This is a genomic window from Nocardiopsis sp. NPDC057823 (genome assembly GCF_042797335.1).
Lineage (GTDB): Bacteria > Actinomycetota > Actinomycetes > Streptosporangiales > Streptosporangiaceae > Nocardiopsis > Nocardiopsis changdeensis.
Genome location: NZ_JBHVLR010000025.1, coordinates 1 through 17,221 on the forward strand (window position 1 = coordinate 1; position 17,221 = coordinate 17,221).

The 17,221-nt window shown below is 72.6% G+C and carries 14 protein-coding genes; 9 read left to right on the forward strand and 5 right to left on the reverse strand.

Features of this window, described 5'->3' with window-relative positions:
- The first annotated feature begins 405 nt into the window (after positions 1–405).
- Both ACFVNO_RS28265 and ACFVNO_RS28270 read left to right on the forward strand, forming a co-directional pair.
- Positions 406–1,653, forward strand: a complete 1,248-nt coding sequence (locus ACFVNO_RS28265) for a cytochrome P450 (RefSeq protein WP_355268801.1) — start codon at positions 406–408, stop codon at positions 1,651–1,653.
- A 246-nt stretch (positions 1,654–1,899) separates the two neighbouring features.
- Positions 1,900–3,594, forward strand: a complete 1,695-nt coding sequence (locus ACFVNO_RS28270) for a serine/threonine-protein kinase (protein ID WP_378897116.1) — start codon at positions 1,900–1,902, stop codon at positions 3,592–3,594.
- 84 nt (positions 3,595–3,678) lie between these two features.
- On the opposite strand, the gene ACFVNO_RS28275 is transcribed toward ACFVNO_RS28270, so the two are convergent.
- The 3 genes from ACFVNO_RS28275 to ACFVNO_RS28285 all read right to left on the reverse strand — a co-directional run bounded on the left by ACFVNO_RS28275 (position 3,679) and on the right by ACFVNO_RS28285 (position 6,755).
- Entirely contained in the window at positions 3,679–4,620 is a 942-nt protein-coding gene (locus ACFVNO_RS28275) for a glutaminase (protein ID WP_355268677.1), read from the reverse strand.
- A 270-nt stretch (positions 4,621–4,890) separates the two neighbouring features.
- Positions 4,891–5,577 carry a response regulator transcription factor gene (locus ACFVNO_RS28280; RefSeq protein ID WP_220563594.1) on the reverse strand — a complete coding sequence of 229 codons (687 nt, stop codon included), beginning with the start codon at positions 5,575–5,577 and terminating at the stop codon, positions 4,891–4,893.
- Positions 5,574–6,755, reverse strand: a complete 1,182-nt coding sequence (locus ACFVNO_RS28285; protein WP_355268679.1) for a histidine kinase — start codon at positions 6,753–6,755, stop codon at positions 5,574–5,576. The genes ACFVNO_RS28280 and ACFVNO_RS28285 overlap by 4 nt, the downstream gene beginning before the upstream one ends.
- Before the next feature lie 144 nt (positions 6,756–6,899).
- Between ACFVNO_RS28285 and ACFVNO_RS28290 the strand changes: the two genes are divergently transcribed.
- Positions 6,900–7,712 carry an NAD(P)H-binding protein gene (locus ACFVNO_RS28290; protein ID WP_220563592.1) on the forward strand — a complete coding sequence of 271 codons (813 nt, stop codon included), beginning with the start codon at positions 6,900–6,902 and terminating at the stop codon, positions 7,710–7,712.
- Positions 7,713–7,781: 69 nt separating this feature from the next.
- Here ACFVNO_RS28290 and ACFVNO_RS28295 read toward each other — a convergent pair whose 3' ends face one another.
- Positions 7,782–8,939 carry an acyl-CoA dehydrogenase family protein gene (locus tag ACFVNO_RS28295; protein WP_378897122.1) on the reverse strand — a complete coding sequence of 386 codons (1,158 nt, stop codon included), beginning with the start codon at positions 8,937–8,939 and terminating at the stop codon, positions 7,782–7,784.
- Positions 8,940–9,090: 151 nt separating this feature from the next.
- Here ACFVNO_RS28295 and ACFVNO_RS28300 point away from each other — a divergent pair, with 151 nt between their 5' ends.
- The 4 genes from ACFVNO_RS28300 (at position 9,091) to ACFVNO_RS28315 (ending at position 14,515) form a co-directional block, all read left to right on the forward strand.
- A complete protein-coding gene (locus ACFVNO_RS28300; protein ID WP_378897125.1) occupies positions 9,091–9,822 on the forward strand; it encodes a TetR/AcrR family transcriptional regulator in 732 nt (243 codons plus the stop codon).
- 77 nt (positions 9,823–9,899) lie between these two features.
- Positions 9,900–11,525, forward strand: coding sequence for a peptide chain release factor 3 (locus tag ACFVNO_RS28305; RefSeq protein ID WP_355268686.1), 1,626 nt, complete (start codon positions 9,900–9,902; stop codon positions 11,523–11,525).
- A 706-nt stretch (positions 11,526–12,231) separates the two neighbouring features.
- Positions 12,232–13,521, forward strand: a complete 1,290-nt coding sequence (locus tag ACFVNO_RS28310; protein WP_220563588.1) for a citrate synthase — start codon at positions 12,232–12,234, stop codon at positions 13,519–13,521.
- Between the two features lie 217 nt (positions 13,522–13,738).
- Complete coding sequence (locus ACFVNO_RS28315) at positions 13,739–14,515, forward strand: HdeD family acid-resistance protein (protein ID WP_355268688.1); 777 nt, start codon at positions 13,739–13,741, stop codon at positions 14,513–14,515.
- Here the strand turns inward: ACFVNO_RS28315 and ACFVNO_RS28320 are convergent.
- Positions 14,512–14,826: a putative quinol monooxygenase gene (locus ACFVNO_RS28320; protein WP_355268690.1), complete on the reverse strand. Its 315-nt coding sequence runs from the start codon at positions 14,824–14,826 to the stop codon at positions 14,512–14,514. The two genes, ACFVNO_RS28315 and ACFVNO_RS28320, sit on opposite strands and share 4 nt — an antisense overlap.
- Before the next feature lie 217 nt (positions 14,827–15,043).
- Between ACFVNO_RS28320 and ACFVNO_RS28325 the strand changes: the two genes are divergently transcribed.
- A complete protein-coding gene (locus ACFVNO_RS28325) occupies positions 15,044–16,210 on the forward strand; it encodes a macrolide family glycosyltransferase (RefSeq protein ID WP_355268692.1) in 1,167 nt (388 codons plus the stop codon).
- 267 nt (positions 16,211–16,477) lie between these two features.
- The gene (locus tag ACFVNO_RS28330; protein WP_378897132.1) at positions 16,478–17,041 is read left to right on the forward strand and encodes an AAA family ATPase; all 564 of its coding nucleotides are present in this window, start codon (positions 16,478–16,480) and stop codon (positions 17,039–17,041) included.
- Positions 17,042–17,221 lie beyond the last annotated feature (180 nt).

Consider the following 17,221-nt stretch of genomic DNA (forward strand, 5'->3'; position numbering starts at 1 on the left):
CGGCCGCCATCCCGCTGGCCGCCGCCGGACTGCTCAACCCGATGCTGGCCGGTGCCGCCATGGCGTTCTCCAGCGTGTTCGTGGTGACCAACAGCCAGCGGCTGCACCGCTTCGGCCGCTGAGCCGCGGACGCCCGACGCCGTGGCCGGGACCGGTCACGGCGGCATCGCCCCAGGCCGCAGGGCGGGCGGCGGGGCACGGGAGGGGGCGGGCCTCGCCCCGGCGGGACCCCGGGCGCTAGTGTGAGCCCGCACACCCGCAGGGGTTCCGGGCCGGGTACGTCCGGGACCGCCGTGTCCAGGCCGCGTCAGCCCACTCCCCGAGGTCGCCGTGTCTTCAGGATGCCCCCACGCCGCGCTGTACCAGAGCGAGCCGCACCCCGACCCGTACGGCGTCTACGCGAAGATGCGCGCGGACCACGGGCCGGTGGTCCCCGCCGAGCTCTCTCCCGGGGTGCACGGCTGGGTCGTCACCGACTACGCCACCCTGATCTCCTGGTCGCGGGACACCACCACGTTCACGCACGACGCACGGCTGTGGCGGGACTTCACCGAGGGCCGGATCGGCCCCGACGACCCCCTGCTGCCGATGATGGCGCCCCGTGCCAGCGCCCTGTTCCTGGACGGGGCCGAGCACCAGCGGCTGCGCCGTGCGATCACCGACGCCCTGGGCGCGGTCACCCCCGCTCACCTGGCCTCCGTCACCACCCGCTACGCCGACCGGCTCATCGACGAGTTCTGCGCGCGCGGCCGGGCCGACCTGCTCAACGAGTACGCGCGGATGCTGCCGCTGCTGGTCATGAACGACCTGTTCGGCATGGACGAGGACCAGGGGCTGCGGTTCGTCGCCGCCATGCGCAACCTGTGGGCCGGGGTGGACGCCGAGCGCTCCAACGCCGAGGCCGAGCGGGCGCTGTCGGAGGTCGTGGACGCCAAGCACCGCGAACCCGGCGACGACCTCACCAGCCGCCTGATCCGGCACCGCGCCGGACTCTCGGACGAGGAGGTCATCATGCAGCTCCTCCTCGTCATCGCGGCCGCCAACGAGCCGACCGCCGCCCTCATCGACTCCGCCCTGCGGGCCGTCCTGGCCGACCCGTCCCTGCGCGTCCCCGGCGGCCCCTCCCCGGCCGCTCTGAGCGACCTGGTGGAGCGGGTGCTGTGGCGCGACCCGCCGATCACCAACTACCCGGTGATCTACCCCCGCGTCGACGTCCCGCTGGACAACGGCCGCGTCATCGAGGCCGGGTCGCCCATCCTGCTCGCCTTCGCCGCCGCCAACCACTTCTTCCAGAAGGACAACGCCGAGCAGGTGGCCGACGGGGCCAACCGCGCCCACGTGGCCTGGGGGGCCGGTCCCCACCGCTGCCCCGCCCGCGACGAGGCGACCGCGATCGCGACCATCGCCACCCGCCGGATCCTGGAGCGGCTGCCCGACCCGGCCCTGGCCGTCCCCCCGGAGGACCTGCGGTGGCGGCTGGCCACCCTGTCCTGGTCCCCGGTCTCCCTCCCGGTCCGCTTCACCCCGCAGGCTCCCGCCGCCCCGGCACCCGAGCCCGAGCCCGCACCCGCGCCCGCCGCCGAACCCGCCCGGGGCGGCGCGGTGCCGGCCCTGTCGAACCTCCTGAAGAGGCTGCTGGTGCGCCGGGGCTGACACGCCCGGGTACCGGCCCCGCCGAACCGGCCCCTCGGCGGGCCGCCGCGGTGGAATCGTCGCATGTCAGGGCGGTTTGCGGGGTTATGTCACCTCGAAGGGAGGAGACCGGCACCCCCGGGAGGAGGGTCGAGCGCCCTCCGGGGAACCTAGAATTCTCTCTCGGTCCCCCGGCCGCTCCAGACTTCTCCCCCGCACACCCGTCTTCTCCCCTGTACGCCCTTCCCCGCAGAGGATCGCGCGCCCATGAACAGTTCGGAAGCCGACTCCGGTCGACTCCTGGCCAACCGGTACCGCCTGGACGAGGTCATCGGCGCGGGCGGCATGGGCCGGGTCTGGAAGGGCAGTGACACCCTCCTGGACCGGCCGGTCGCCGTCAAGGAGCTGACCACCCCGCCGAACCTGCCCGCGCACGAGGTGGAGGTCCTGCGCACCCGCATGCTCCGCGAGGCGCGCAGCGCCGCCCAGCTCAGCCACCCGTCGATCATCACCGTGTTCGACGTGGCCGAGGAGGACGGCCGCCCCTGGATCGTCATGGAGCTGGTCAGCGGCTCCTCCCTGGGCGACGTCATCCGCGAGGGCGGGGTGCTGCCGGTCGCGCGGGTCGCCGACATCGGCGAGCAGATGGCGGCCGGGCTGTCCGAGGCGCACGCGAGCGGCATCGTCCACCGCGACATCAAGCCCGGCAACGTGCTCATCGACGGCAGGGGCCGGGCGGTGCTCACCGACTTCGGCATCGCCCACCTGGACGGCTCCACCCACCTGACCAGCACCGGGCTGCTCATCGGCTCGCCCAGCTACCTGGCCCCGGAGATCGCCCACGGGCACTCCGCCACCCCCGCCTCGGACGTGTGGTCCCTGGGCATCACCCTGTTCCAGGCCCTGGAGGGGACCCTGCCCTTCGACCGGCCCACCCCGGTGGCGACGCTGACCGCGATCGTCACCCAGGAGCTGCCGGCCCCGGTCAACGCCGGCCCCCTGGCCCCGCTGCTGCGGGAGCTGTGCGCCAAGAAGCCGGAGGACCGGCCCGGCATCGACGCGGTCCGGGCCCGGCTGCGGGAGATCCGGGACCGCGCCGAGGCGGCCGCCCCCGCCCCGGTGGCGCCGACCCTCACCACGACGGTGCCGACCGCGGAGCCGCGGTCCGAGGAGGCGGCCCTGGCGGCCGCTCCGCCGCCCGCCCCGGAACCGGCCGCACCGGCCCCCGCCGCGGCGCCCCGCGGCACCGAACGGGACCGGTCCCGGCGGCGCGGCCTGCTCGTGGTCGCCGCGGCCCTCGTGGTCCTGGTGGTCGCCGCCGGGACGACGCTCTACATCAGCATGAACCGGAGCGGCGCCTCCGGTGCCGGCCTGGTCTCCCAGCAGGAGTCCGGGGCGGCCGCCCCGCCGGAGGAGGAGTCCGAGCCGCCCGCCGGCGGGGACGGCGGGGACGGCGGCGGCGAGCCCGAGGAGGAGCCCTCGGAGTCGCCCGAGGAGCCGGAGGAGGAAGAGGACCCCTGGGCGGGCGGTCTGGCGGTCCACGAGGACTCCAGCGGCTTCACCGTGGAGTACCCGGACGGCTGGACCCTGCGCCGGGAGGGCCACATGGTCTACTTCGACAACCCCGACGGCGGCTACCTGCTCGTCGACCAGACCGACGACCCCGGTCCGGACGCCGCCCAGGACTGGCGCGACTTCGAGCCGGTCGGCAGCGGCAACTTCCCGGGCTACGAGCTGGTCGGCATCGAGGAGGTCGAGGACGACTGGACCGACGCCTACATCACCGCCGCCGACTGGGAGTTCACCTACGACGGCCGCAACGGGCGCATGCACGCCGTGAACCGCGGCTTCCACACCGAGGAGAAGGGCTACGCCCTCTTCCTGGTTGCCGACAACGACCACGCCGACATCAACCGGGAGCTGCTGGACCGGATCTCGGAGACCTTCGTCCCCGCCGCCTGAGGCGCCCGCCGCACCGCGGGGCCCGGGGACCCTCCCGGGGCCCGCGCGGCCGGCCGGGACACCGGGGGCCGGGGCGCCGGGCGGTCAGAACACCGAGCAGTTCGTCACCTGCGTGAACGTGTCCAGGGCCAGGGCGCCCGTCACCGAGTTCCCCTTGGCGTCCAGGCCCGGCCCCCAGGCGGCGACGGAGTAGCGGCCCGGCACGATGGCCAGGATGCCGCCGCCCACCCCGCTCTTGCAGGGCAGCCCCACCCGGTAGGCGAACTCGCCCGCCGCGTCGTAGGTGCCGCAGGTGAGCATGATCGCCATGATGCGCCGGGCGGCGTTCCGGTCGATCATCCGGCTCCCGTCCGCCCGCACCCCGTGCCGGGCCAGCAGCAGTCCCGCCCGGGCCAGCTCCTCGGTGCTGATGGTGATGGAGCACTGCCTGAAGTAGTGGTCCAGCACCTCCGGGACGGGGTTGCGCATGTTCCCGAACCCCGCCATCAGGTAGGCCAGCGACCTGTTGCGGTCGCCCGTCTCCAGCTCCGAGCGGGCGGTCACCCCGTCGGCATCCAGGTCGGGGTTGCCGGTCTCGGCGCGCAGCAGCCCGCGCAGGGCGGCGAACGCGTCCCCGGTGTTGGCCAGCAGCTCGTCGGTGACCACGATCGCGCCCGGGTTGATGAACGGGTTGCGCGGGACGCCGTTCTCGAACTCCAGCTGGTAGAGCGAGTTGAACGCGCTGCCGGAGGGCTCCCGGTGCACCCGGTCCCAGATGTGCGTCTCACCCGCCTGGGTGACCAGCGCCAGGGTGAACACCTTGGTGATGCTCTGCATGGAGAAGCGCACTCCGGTGTCGCCGACGGTGTGCACCGACCCGTCCGCGGCAGCCACCGCGAACCCGAAGCGGGCCGGGTCCACCCGCCCCAGCTCCGGGATGTAGTCGGCGACCTTCCCTTCACCGATGTGCGGGCGGACCCGCGCCATCACGGCGGCGAGGACGTCGTCCAGGTCGATGTCGCCGGGCGGCCCGGACGCGGGGCTCACCGGCCGCCCCCGGGCACGCCCCGGCGCGCCGCCCTCCGGGCATGACCGCCGCCGCGGCCTGGCGTGGAACCGCTCACCGGACCCCTCCCCCTGTTCCTGGTGCCGCTCCGGTCGCTCACAGTACGGGCGGGGCTCCGGCGGGGGCCGCTACCGCGCCCGGCGTGTCGGGCGGGGGTGTCCAGGGCCTGTTCTCGGATGCCCCCTGTACTGCCGGGGGGTTCGTGAGGCGCCCGGCGGGCCCAAGCGCAGCGGAGGTACGAAAGAACACGGCTAGCCGTCCTGGACGAGGCGGGCGTCGTGCACCAGCAGCGCGACCTGCACCCGGTTGTTCAGCCCCAGCTTGGTGAGGATGCTCGACACGTGCGTCTTGACCGTCGGCACGCTCAGGAACAGCGACGCCGCGATGTCGGCGTTGGACCGGCCCTGGCCCACCGCCACCGCCACCTCCAGCTCCCGGGCGTTGAGGCCGGCCAGCCGCCCCCGGGCCCGGTCGGCCCGCGCGTCCGCGTCGCTGTCGCCCACCCGCTCCACCAGCCGCCGCGTCACCGTGGGGGAGAGCACGGACATGCCCCGCGCCACCTGGCGCACCGACTCCACGATCTCCGCCGGCGGGGTGTCCTTGAGCAGGAACCCGGCCGCACCCGCCCGCAGCGCCCGCAGCACGTGCTCGTCGGCGTCGAACGTGGTCAGCACCAGCACCTCCGGCGGGTCCTCCAGCGCCCGCAGGCGCTCGGTGGCGGTCAGCCCGTCCACGGTGGGCATCCGGATGTCCATGAGGACCACGTCGGGGGAGTACCGCTCCACCAGGTCCAGGACCCTGCCCCCGTCCTCCGCCTCCGCCAGGACCTTGATGTCGGGTGCCCCGCCCATCATCATCACCAGCCCCACCCGGACCAGTGCGTCGTCGTCGACGATGACCACGCCGATGTCCCGGTGGTCGCGCTGCGCCTCGCTCATGCGGGCCACGGTAGCCAAGCGGACAGGCGCCAGCCACCTCCGGGCGTGGGGCCGTGCTCCAGCCGGCCCGACAGCAGCGACACCCGCTCGGTCAGGCCCACCAGCCCCTGGCCGTCGGAGCCGCCCCGCGGCACCGGGGCCGGGGCCCGGCCGTTGCGCACCTCCACGGTCAGGCCCTCCCCGGGCGCGCCCCGCACCGACACCCGCGTGTCCGCGCCCGGGGCGTGCTTGCGCACGTTCGTCAGCCCCTCCTGCACGATCCGGTAGGCGGTGCGCCCCGTACGGTCCGGGACGGTCCCGTCGTAGTCCTCGGTGAACGCCACCCGCGCCCCGGCCTCGTCGGCCTCCTCCACCAGCTGGCGCAGGTCCGCCATGGTCGGCTGGGGCAGCTCGCCCACCGGCGCGCGCAGCACCCCGATCACCTCGCGCAGGTCCTGGAGGGCCTGGTGGGCGCTCTCGCGGATCACCTTCGCCGAGCGCGCGATCTCCTCCGCGGGCGCGTCCGGCCGGTACTCCAGGGCGCCCGCGTGCACGCTCAGCAGCGACAGCCGGTGCCCGAGCACGTCGTGGATCTCCCGCGCCATGGCCTCGCGCACCTGGTGCTGGGCGTGCTCGGCGCGCAGCTGCGCCTCCGTCTCGGCGTGCACGGCCCGCTCGCGCAGGGAGTCCACCAGCTCCCGACGGTGGTGGACGCTCAGCCCCCAGCCGATGACCGCGCCCTGGACGGCCACACTCAGCAGGAAGGCGATGAGGGCGGGCAGGTGGGGGTCGGGCAGCACCAGCGACTTCAGGCCCACCGAGGCGATGCCCAGGCCGAAGACCACCAGGCTCACCTTGGGCGGCCGGTGCAGGGCCAGGGAGAACAGGGCGATGAGCAGCGCGCCCGAGACCAGGTCCGTCACGACCGAGAGCGCGATGAGGGACACGGCGATCTGGACCGGCCGGCGGCGCCGCCACCACAGGGACGTGCAGGCCGCCAGGGCCGCCAGCCGTTCGGCCGCCTCCCACCAGGTGGGGTGGTCGGGCACGGTGATCACGGGGACGTCACCGTGCGGAGGCCCCGGCGGCGGGAAGTCCAGGAGCGTCATGGCCGCGAACACGAGGGCGAGCAGGAACATGGACAGGTCCACGATCCAGTCGCGCACATCCCGCCTGTACGGCCCGGTGACGGTGTTCATCTCAGCGCGAGTCTATGTTCCGGCAGGCCGCGGCGGTCCCCTCGCACACGCGGACGATACCGATGGCGGTGGGCTTCCCTACTTCGGTCGCCACCCGCGCGGTGTGCGTCCACTTCCGTCGCCGCCGTGGGTACCGTGGAGTCGATGAGCACTCTGGTGACCGGAGCCACCGGCATGGTGGGCCGACGAGTCCTGACCGAGCTGAAACGGCGCGGCCTGCCCGCCGCCGGTGCCTCGCGCACCGCCGAGAGGCGGCTGGACTGGACCGACACCTCCAACTGGGCGGAGGTGCTCGAGGGTGCCTCGGGCGTCTTCGTGGTGACCCCCGTGGGCATGGCCCTGGGGCACCGGGTGGCCGCCTTCCTGGAGCGCGCCGCCGAGGCGGGGGTGGAGCGGGCCGTGGTCATGTCGGCGATGGGCACCGAGCACGCGCCCTCCGACTCCGACCAGCGGGCGGCCGAGTTCAAGGCCAAGGAGCTGTTCGGCCGGGTGACGGTGCTGCGCCCCAACTGGCTGTTCCAGGACTTCACCGAGGGCACCTTCGCCAACCTGGCCCGCTCCCGCAACGGGCGCCTGGAGCTGCCGGTCAAGCGGCGCACCGAGATCAGCTTCGTGGACGCCCGCGACGTCGCGGCCGTCGCGGTGGAGTCGCTCGTGGGCGACCACGGCGGCAAGGAGTACACCCTCACCGGGCCGCAGGCGCTGACCGTCGGCGCCGTCGTGCGCTGGACCAGGGGCACGGACAGCCCGGTGTGGCGGTTCAAGCCGGTGGACGAGTCGCGCTTCTACTTCCGGGCCTCCGACCGCGGCTGGGGCGAGCGCTACATCGACACCCTCAACGAGCGCTTCGCCGCAGCCGTCCGCGGCCGCGCCGCCGAGGTCACCGACGACGTCCACGCCGCGCTGGGCCGCGAGCCCATCCCGCTGGCCCGGTTCGCCCGCGAGTCCACCCTCTGATGGGGCCGGACGCAAGGACGCCCGGCCCCCCACTTTCGCGGAGCGGGGGCCGGGCGTCCGGTCCGTGGGCTACTTCTTGAGCAGCTGGCGGGCCATCACCAGGCGCTGGATCTGGTTGGTGCCCTCGTAGATCTGGGTGATCTTGGCGTCGCGCATCATGCGCTCCAGCGGGAAGTCCTTGACGTAGCCCGCGCCGCCCAGCAGCTGCACGGCGTCGGTGGTGATCTCCATGGCGGCGTCGGAGGCGTAGCACTTGGCCGCGGCGCCGAAGAAGGACAGGTCGGCGTCGCCGCGCTCGGACTTGGCGGCGGCCGCGTAGACCATCTGGCGGGCGGTCTCCAGCTTCATGGCCATGTCGGCCAGCATGAACTGGACCCCCTGGAAGTCGGCGATGGCCTTGCCGAACTGCTTGCGCTCCTTGACGTAGGCGACCGCGTGGTCCAGGGCGCCCTGGGCGATGCCGACGGCCTGCGCGCCGATGGTGACGCGGGTGTGGTCCAGGGTGCGCAGCGCGATCTTCAGGCCCTCGCCGGGCTCGCCGACGATCCGGTCGCCCGGGATGCGGACGTTGTCGAAGAACAGCTCGCGGGTGGGGGAGCCCTTGATGCCGAGCTTGCGCTCGGGCTCGCCCAGGGTGAAGCCCTCGTCGTCGGCGTGCAGCACGAACGCGGTGATGTTGCGCCCGCGCGGGCCCTCGGGGTCGGTGACCGCCATGACCGTGTAGTACTTGCTGACGCCCGCGTTGGTGATCCACGACTTCTGGCCGTTGAGGACCCAGTCGTCGCCGTCGCGCACGGCCTGGGTGCGCATGCCGGCGGTGTCGGAGCCGGCCTCGCGCTCGGACAGGCCGTAGGAGAACATCGCCTCGCCGGAGGCGACCTCGGGCAGGTAGCGGCGCTTGACGTCCTCGGAGGCGCCCAGGATGACCGGCATCGTGCCGAGCTTGTTGACCGCCGGGATCAGGGAGGAGGAGGCGCAGACACGGGCGACCTCCTCGATGACGATGCAGGTGGCCAGCGCGTCGGCGCCCACACCGTCGTACTCCTCCGCGATGTGCGGGGCGTGGAAGTCGGTGGCGACCAGGGCCTCCAGGGCGTCCTGGGGGAAGGCGCTCTTCTCGTCGACCTCGGCCGCGTGCGGGGCGATCTTGTCCTCGGCGACGGCGCGTACGGCGGCGCGCAGCTCCTCGTGCTCCTCGGTGGTCTTGAACAGGTCGAAGTCGCTCATCTGCGTTCCTCCGCGGGAGGTGCGCCCTCCCCCGATCGCTGGCACTGGGTGCCTTTGGTTGGCATTCAGTGTCAGAATAGGGGGTGGACGGTGCGAAGTACACCGTCGGGAGTCGGATACCTTTCGGGGGGCGTGCCAGGGGAGGGGAACGATGGTCCGTGAGCGATCGGTCGCCAGGGGGGCGTCCGCGCGCGTGCCCACCCGCGACGTGGTGCTGGCCGCCGTCCGCCTGTTCACCGAGAACGGCTTCGAGGCCACCACGATGGACGACATCGCGGCCGCCGGAGGGGTGAGCCGGCGCAGCCTGTTCCGCCGGTTCGGCACCAAGGAGGACATCCTCTTCGCCGAGCACGACGAGCTGTTCGCCGAGGTCTCCCGGCACCTGGAGACCGCCTCCGGCGAGCCCCTGGACGTGGTGTTCGCCGCAGCCCGCCTGGTGCTGCGCGACTACCTGCACGACCCCGAGGTCACCGTCCCCCGCTACCGCCTGGTCCGCGTCCACCCCCGGCTGCGCGACCGCGAGGTGGCGATGACCGCGCGCTACCAGTCCGCGTTCAGCCGCTACCTGGCCGCCCGCGAGGGCGAGGGCGGCCCCGAGGAGCGGTCGCTGGCCGCCGGGGTGGCCGCCGCCGCCCTCATCTCCGCGCACAACCACGTGCTCCGCGGCTGGCTGCGCGACCCCGGGCAGGACACCCGCGGGGTCTGGGAGCGCTACGACGCCGCCATGGAGTTCGTCCGCCGCGCCGCCGGTCCGATGCTGCACCCGGGGCGGGCCCCCGGGCGCGACCGGGTCATGGTCGCCGTCTACCCCGCCGACCTGGGCCGGGAGGAGCTGGTGCGCCGCCTGAGCGCCGCCGTGGACGAGGCCGAGCCTCGGAGCTGACCGGTGGTCCGGCCGCGCCGGGGGACGCGTAGGCTGGAACGGTTGGACAGCGGGAGAGAACCAAGAGGCGAGCGCGCATGAGTGTGGACACGGCGGGTGCTACCCGGCACGGGGCTGAGGTCGCCGAAGAGGCCCGCCGACGGCGGACGTTCGCGGTCATCTCGCACCCGGACGCGGGCAAGTCGACGTTGACCGAGGCGCTGGCGCTGCACTCGTCGGCGATCACGTCGGCCGGCGCGGTCCACGGCAAGGGCGACCGCAAGGGCGTGACCTCGGACTGGATGGAGATGGAGCAGGACCGCGGCATCTCCATCACCTCGGCGGCGCTGCGCATCGACTACGAGGGCCGGGTGCTGAACCTGCTCGACACCCCCGGCCACGCGGACTTCTCCGAGGACACCTACCGGGTGCTGTCGGCGGTGGACTGCGCGGTCATGCTGCTGGACTCGGCCAAGGGCCTGGAGCCGCAGACGCTGAAGCTGTTCGACGTGTGCCGGGCGCGCCGGATGCCGGTCATCACGTTCGTGAACAAGTGGGACCGCCCCGGGCGCGAGCCGCTGGAGCTGCTGGACGAGATCGAGCAGCGGATCGGGCTGCGCCCGACCCCGCTGAACTGGCCGGTGGGCATCGCCGGCGACTTCCGGGGGCTGATCGACCGGGACACGGGGGAGTACACCAAGATGACCCGCACCCCGGGCGGTGCGACCAAGGCCATCGAGGAGACCGTGGACGCCGACCGGGCCGCCGAGCTGGAGGGCGAGGCCTGGGTGCAGGCCCAGGAGGAGCTGGAGCTGCTGGAGGCGCTGGGCGCCGACTTCGACAGCGAGTCGTTCCTGGCGGGGAAGTCGTCACCGGTGCTGTTCGGCGCCGCCCTCACCAACTTCGGCGTCGGCCGGCTGCTGGAGGCCGTGGTGGGCCTGGCCCCCGCCCCGGCGGCCAAGGACGACGTGAACGAGCGGCCGCGCCCGGTGGAGGCCCCGTTCTCCGGCCAGGTCTTCAAGATGCAGGCCAACATGGACAAGAACCACCGGGACCGGATGGCGTTCGTCCGGGTCAGCTCGGGGCGGTTCGACCGGGGCATGGTCCTCACGCACGCCGCCACCGGCCGCCCCTTCGCGACCAAGTACACGCAGGCGGTGTTCGGCGCGGACCGCTCCACCATCGACACGGCCTTCCCGGGCGATGTGATCGCGCTGGTCAACGCGCAGGCGCTGAAGGTGGGCGACACCCTCTACGACGGCCCCAAGGTGGAGTTCCCGCCCATTCCGAGCTTCGCCCCCGAGCACTTCGTGGTGGCCCGGGCCGTGGACGCCGGCAAGTACAAGCAGTTCCAGAAGGGGATCGCCCAGCTCGACGCCGAGGGCGTGGTGCAGGTGCTGACCTCGGACGTGCGCGGCGAGCAGGCCCCCGTGCTGGCGGCGGTCGGCCCGCTCCAGTTCGACGTGGTCAAGCACCGGATGGAGCAGGAGTTCCGCAGCCCCGTCGAGGTCTCGCCGCTGGAGTACTCGGTGGCCCGGCGCACGGACGAGGAGTCGGCGCCGACCCTGCACGGCCTTTCCGGGGCCGAGGTGCTGCGCCGCCGTTCCGACGGTGAACTGCTGGTGCTGGTGCACAACAAGTGGCGGCTGCGGGTCATCGAGCGCGACCACCCGTCGTTGTTCATGGAACCGCTGCTGGCCGGCGGCGTCGTCGAGGACGAGTAGCACTCCGCGGGCACCGGGGCGGGGGCGCGGAAAAGGCGCTCCCGCTTCTCCGCGGCCGGCGCCGTTATCACACCGCCGACACACCCGTGGAACACGGGGCCGGATGGCGCGCCCGGGGCGGGCGGGTGTGAACTCCCGTTCCACGGGCACACTCTTTGCCCATCCGGGAAGCCCCCGTGCGTATTCCGGGGAACGGTGCGGACTGCGGCGCCCGCGGCAGAGGCCAAGATCACCGCACCTGGGGTACCCCGCGTCAACCCCCGTGATCAGGGCGAAGGTACCCTGATAGATGGCCGCTAGGGCGCGTTCGGACAACTGATCGCACCCCGTCGTGTCCGGGTATGTCCATATCTGTGAAGGACACTCGGAAGATGGGGTCCGTGAGGTGATCGGGGTGCTCAGGGGACCGGCACAGGAGGTGTCGAGGCGTCGGGGGAGAACCCTCCGGGGTCCTGCGATGTCTCAGGGCGATCACGGAGTAAACGACATCTGGCAAAGATTGTAAATCTTCACCGTGCGGTAATTCCGCTCACGTCTGGGTATGTGTTGCATGTCACCTGTCCGTGAATCGGTGAAACTTATATGATTTTGCTTAATCGTCGTTTAACAAAACAGAACAATAACGAGTGAACAAGAACGTGGCGGCGGACCGCCCCGCGTCTGACGCACCTCACGTATCCCCCGCCTGGAAAGGTTGACCTCGGGCATGAGCGAAGACGACAAAGAGCGCACGGTGGAGCTCCACTACGAGGGCGGCGTGCTGAAGCTGCCGGTGTTCACCGGCACCGAGGGTGAGCAGACCATCGAGCTGAAGACCCTGCTGGGCTCGACGGGTATGACCACCCTGGACCCGGGGTTCGGCAACACCGCTTCGTGCAGCTCCAAGATCACCTATATCGACGGGGGCGCCGGGATCCTCCGCTACCGCGGATACCCGATCCAGGACCTCGCCGTGGGCAGCACCTTCCTCGAGGTGGCCTACCTGGTGATCTACGGCGAGCTGCCGGAGCCCGGCCAGCTCAAGGAGTTCTCCGACAAGCTTCGCGAGAACGCCGACATCCCGGCCGAGATGGGCGCGTTCCTGGACGCGATGCCCGGCAACGGCCACCCGATGGCCCTGCTCGCCAGCGCCGTCAACACGCTGTCCGCGTACTACGCCGACAGCGTCGACCCGTCCGACGAGGCCCAGGTGGAGCTCGCCACGATCCGGCTGTTGGCCAAGCTGCCGACGATCGCGGCCCGCATCTACCGCAACTCCATCGGCGCCGAGCCGATCGGCCCGGACGACTCCCTCGACTACGTCGAGAACTTCATCCGGATGACCTTCGGGGACAACGCCGCCAGCGGCGAGCTGGGCGACCTGTTCGGCAAGGCCGTGGACCTGCTCCTCATCCTGCACGCCGACCACGAGCTCAACTGTTCGACCGCCACCGTGCGCACCGTCGGCTCCTCGCAGGCCGACATCTTCGCCAGCATCGCCGCGGGCATCAACGCCCTGTCCGGCCCGTCCCACGGCGGCGCCAACCAGGCCGTGCTGGAGATGCTCGACGAGATCCGCGACTCGGGCGTCACCATCGAGGAGTTCCTCGAGCGCGTCAAGGCCCGCGAGGTCCGCCTCATGGGCTTCGGCCACCGGGTCTACAAGAACTTCGACCCGCGCAGCAAGGAGATCAAGGGCCTCGCGACCCAGATCCTGGACCGCGACGAGAACCCCGACGAGCTGTTCGCGCTGGCCCTCAAGCTCGAGGCCGCCGCGCTCGCCGACTCCTACTTCACCGAGCGCAAGCTCTACCCGAACGTCGACTTCTACACCGGCGTCATCTACCGGGCCATGGGCTTCCCGACCAACATGTTCACCGTGCTGTTCGCGATCGGCCGGCTCCCCGGCTGGATCGCGCACTACCGCGAGCAGCTGCACGACCCGGCCTTCCGGATCGCGCGCCCGCGCCAGCACTACATCGGCTCCGCCGAGCGCCGCTACCCGGGCCTGGGCTAGTCCCCGACCGGAGCGTACGCGACGCCCGCCCCGCCTCCCGGCAGGGCGGGCGTCCTTTTTGTCCGGTTATTCCACCTATCCATACCGGTACAGAACCGTCCCTTTCCGCGTATTTTGCGGATGCCCTGCCGTCGGCGTGCGACCTTGAGGGGAGTCGCAGGATGCGCCCTCTCCGACGGGAGCGCACAAGGGAGGTGAGGCGGCCATGATGCGGAACATGCCGACCGGGGAGGTCCTCGGCGCCATGAGCAGGAACTGGTGGATGGTGGTCCTCCGAGGGGTCGCCGCGGTGCTCTTCGGACTGATCGCGCTGATCTGGCCCGGGGTGACCACCGTCACCCTGGCGATCGTGTTCGGTGCCTACGCCCTCGTCGACGCGATCATGCTCGGATACGCGGCCTACCGGGCCGCCCCGGGGACGCGCGCCCCGCTCGTCGCCCAGGCGGTGCTCAGCGCCATCGTGGGTCTGATCGCGCTGATCTGGCCGGTCGCCGCGGTCATCGCGCTGGTGTTCGTGATCGGCGCGTGGGCCATCGTCACCGGCGTCTCCGAGATCGTCACCGCCGTCCGCCTGCGCGCCCGCATCAGCTCCGAGTGGCTGCTGATCTTCGCCGGCGCGCTCTCGGTCGTGTTCGGCCTGCTGCTGTGGTTCTGGCCGCTGGCCGGCGCCCAGGCGATCGTGTTCGTGGTCGGCGTCTACGCGCTGATCTTCGGCGTCGTCATGATCGTCGCCGGGGTCCGGCTGCGCGGCGCCGCCGACACCATCGCCGACGCGGACGCCATGGCCTCCGCCGACATGTCGGAGATGCCCGAGGACCCGGTGAGCGCCTTCGACGAGGGGTACTCCGAGGGCTACCGCGAGGGGTACCGGGGCGACCCGAACGCGCCCGAGCGGCCGACCGGGGAGGACACCGGCGACACCGGCGCGGTGCGCCGCAGCAGCGGCCGCCACCGGGCCCCCGAGGAGGGCGGCGACCCGGGCTCCCAGCCCTAGGACTCGCTGACGAGGAGAAGGCCGCCGCGGTCGACCTGGCTTCCGGGGACGACCGAGGCGGCCTTCTCCTGTTGCCAGGCCGCGAAGTGCGGCGAGGCGCGGTGCGCGGCCAGGGCCGCCTCGTCGGCGAACACCTCGTACACCCGGAACAGGTCGGGGTCCTCGGAGTCGGCCGTCACGTCGAAGCGCAGGCAGCCCGGCTCCTCGCGGACCGACACCGCGGCGTGCCGGGAGATCCCGGAGACGAACGCGTCGCGGCGCCCGGGCAGGACCCGCACCGAGACGACCAGGGACAACGGGCGGTCGGACACGGCGGCTCCTGTCGCGGCGGGGACGGGCGCCCGAGCCTAGCGCCCCGGCCCTTGCGCGCGGCGGTCGGGGTGCGGCTACGATGGCGGCGTGCACTTCCTCCAGATCTACGGCTAGAGGCCCGGCGTCACCGACGCCCCGGCGCCCCCGCCCCGTGAGCGGGCCGGGCGCCCCCTCGCCCTACCCGTAGCAGCTCCTCGACATCTGGAGGGACCCGCGATGACCCGTCGCGCCCACATCGCCATGGTCGGAGTCCCGGCCGTCAGCCACACCCTGCCCAGCCTGGAGATCCTTCGCGAACTGGTCCGCAGGGGCCACCGCGTCACGGTCGCCAACGACACGCTCATGGCCGACCTGATCACCCCCACCGGGGCCGAGCTCGTCCCGTTCACCACCACCCTGCCCACCGGGGACGAGGAGTGGCCGGACGACCCGGTCGAGGGCATGGACGTGTTCCTCGACGACGCGATCAACGTCCTGCCCGTCATCCGGGACGCCTACGACGCGGACCGGCCCGACGTGTTCCTGTACGACATCGGCGGGTACGCCGCCCGGGTGCTGGGGATCCGGTGGGGGATCCCCAGCGTGCAGCTCTCCCCGACCTACGTCGCCTGGGCCGACCACTCGGCCACGGTGATGACCTGGCTGGCCGACCAGCCCGGAGCCGCCGAGCACTTCGCCAAGTTCGACGCCTGGCTGGCCGAGAACGGGATCACCGGGATGGACCACACCTCCTTCGCCGGGAGCCCGGACCGGGCGCTGGCGCTCATCCCGCGCGAGATGCAGCCGTTCGCCGACACCGTCGCCGACACGGTCACCTTCGTCGGGCCCTGCCTGGGCGACCGCGCGGACCAGGGGGAGTGGAAGCGGCCCGCCGACGCGGAGAAGGTCGTCCTGGTGTCCCTGGGAACGGCCTACACCAACCGGCCCGGGTTCTACCGCACCTGTGTCGAGGCGTTCGCCGGGCTGCCGGGCTGGCACGTGGTGCTCCAGATCGGCAGGTACACCGACCCGGCCGACCTGGGCGAGGTGCCCGCGAACGTGGAGGTGCACCGGTGGGTGCCGCAGCTGTCCGTGCTGCGGCAGGCCGACGCGTTCGTCACCCACGCGGGTATGGGGGGCTCCAGCGAGGGGCTGTACCACGGCGTTCCGATGATCGCCGTGCCCCAGGCCGTCGACCAGTTCGACAACGCCGACCGCCTCCAGGAGCTCGGGGTGGCCCGGCGGCTCGACGGCAAGGCCGACGACCCGGCCGCCCTGCGGTCGGCGCTGCTGGAGCTGACCTCCGACCCCGGGACGGCCGCCCGCCTGGCGGAGATCTCCGCCAGGCTGCGGACCGAGGGCACGGCGTACGCGGCCGACCTCATCGAGGCCGAGATCCCCTAGCCGTGTCCTTTTGAACCTCCGCTGCGCCGCGGCCCGCCCGTCGAGTGGCGGAAGGTCCTCGACGGACGGCCCGCGGCCACAGGACCCCTCGAGAACCGCTCCTCCGGGACCTCCGGAACCCCGCCGGGCGCCCCATGAACGCCCAGCGGCACAGGAGGGCGTTCGAAGCAGGCCCCGGCCTCTCCGGATCCCTCTTCTCGGGCGCGTCCCGGCCGTGCGCCGGGGCGCGCCCCTCCCGTATCCCCGACCCCGCGGAAGGAAGCACGCGTGGACCACCTCGTCGTCGTCACCGGAGGGCCAGGCTCCGGTAAGACCACCCTCATCGACCACCTGGCCGGACTCGGGTACGCCCGCACCGGGGAGGCGGGCCGCGCGGTCATCCGCGACCAGCGCGAGATCGACGGCCCCGGCCTGGCCTGGCGCGACGACTCCCTGTTCGCGGAGCTGATGCTGGCCTGGGAGATCCGCTCGCACCGGGAGGCCGCGGCGCTGCCCGGACCGGTGTTCTGCGACCGCGGGGTGCCCGACCTGGTCGGCTACCTCCTGCTGCGCGGGCTTCCGGTGCCGGCGCACGTGGACGCCGCCGCGCGCCGCTTCCGGTACCGGCGCACCGTCTTCCTCGCACCGCCCTGGCCGGAGATCTTCACCGGGGACGCCGAGCGCCACCAGTCGTGGGAGGAGGCCCTGCGCACCGACCGCGCCATGCGGGAGGCCTACCCGCGGTACGGCTACGACCTGGTGGAGCTGCCCCGGGTCCCGGTGGCCGAGCGGGGCCGGTTCGTGCTGGCGGCGCTGGCGGGCGATGAGCGGGATTCAGACCACCGGGGGTGAGTATTCCGCGCATGCCCTTTTGTGTCCGGAGTGGGGGAGGACCTTGGAAGGTGACGGAGCGGCCCCTGTTCGCCGACATGGCGCGGGTGACCGTTCACGGCCGTAAATCCGGTCCTCCCTTGTGATCGACAGGGCCCGCCGCCAGACTCTTCTAGGTAAAGGGAGCATTGACCGTGCGCG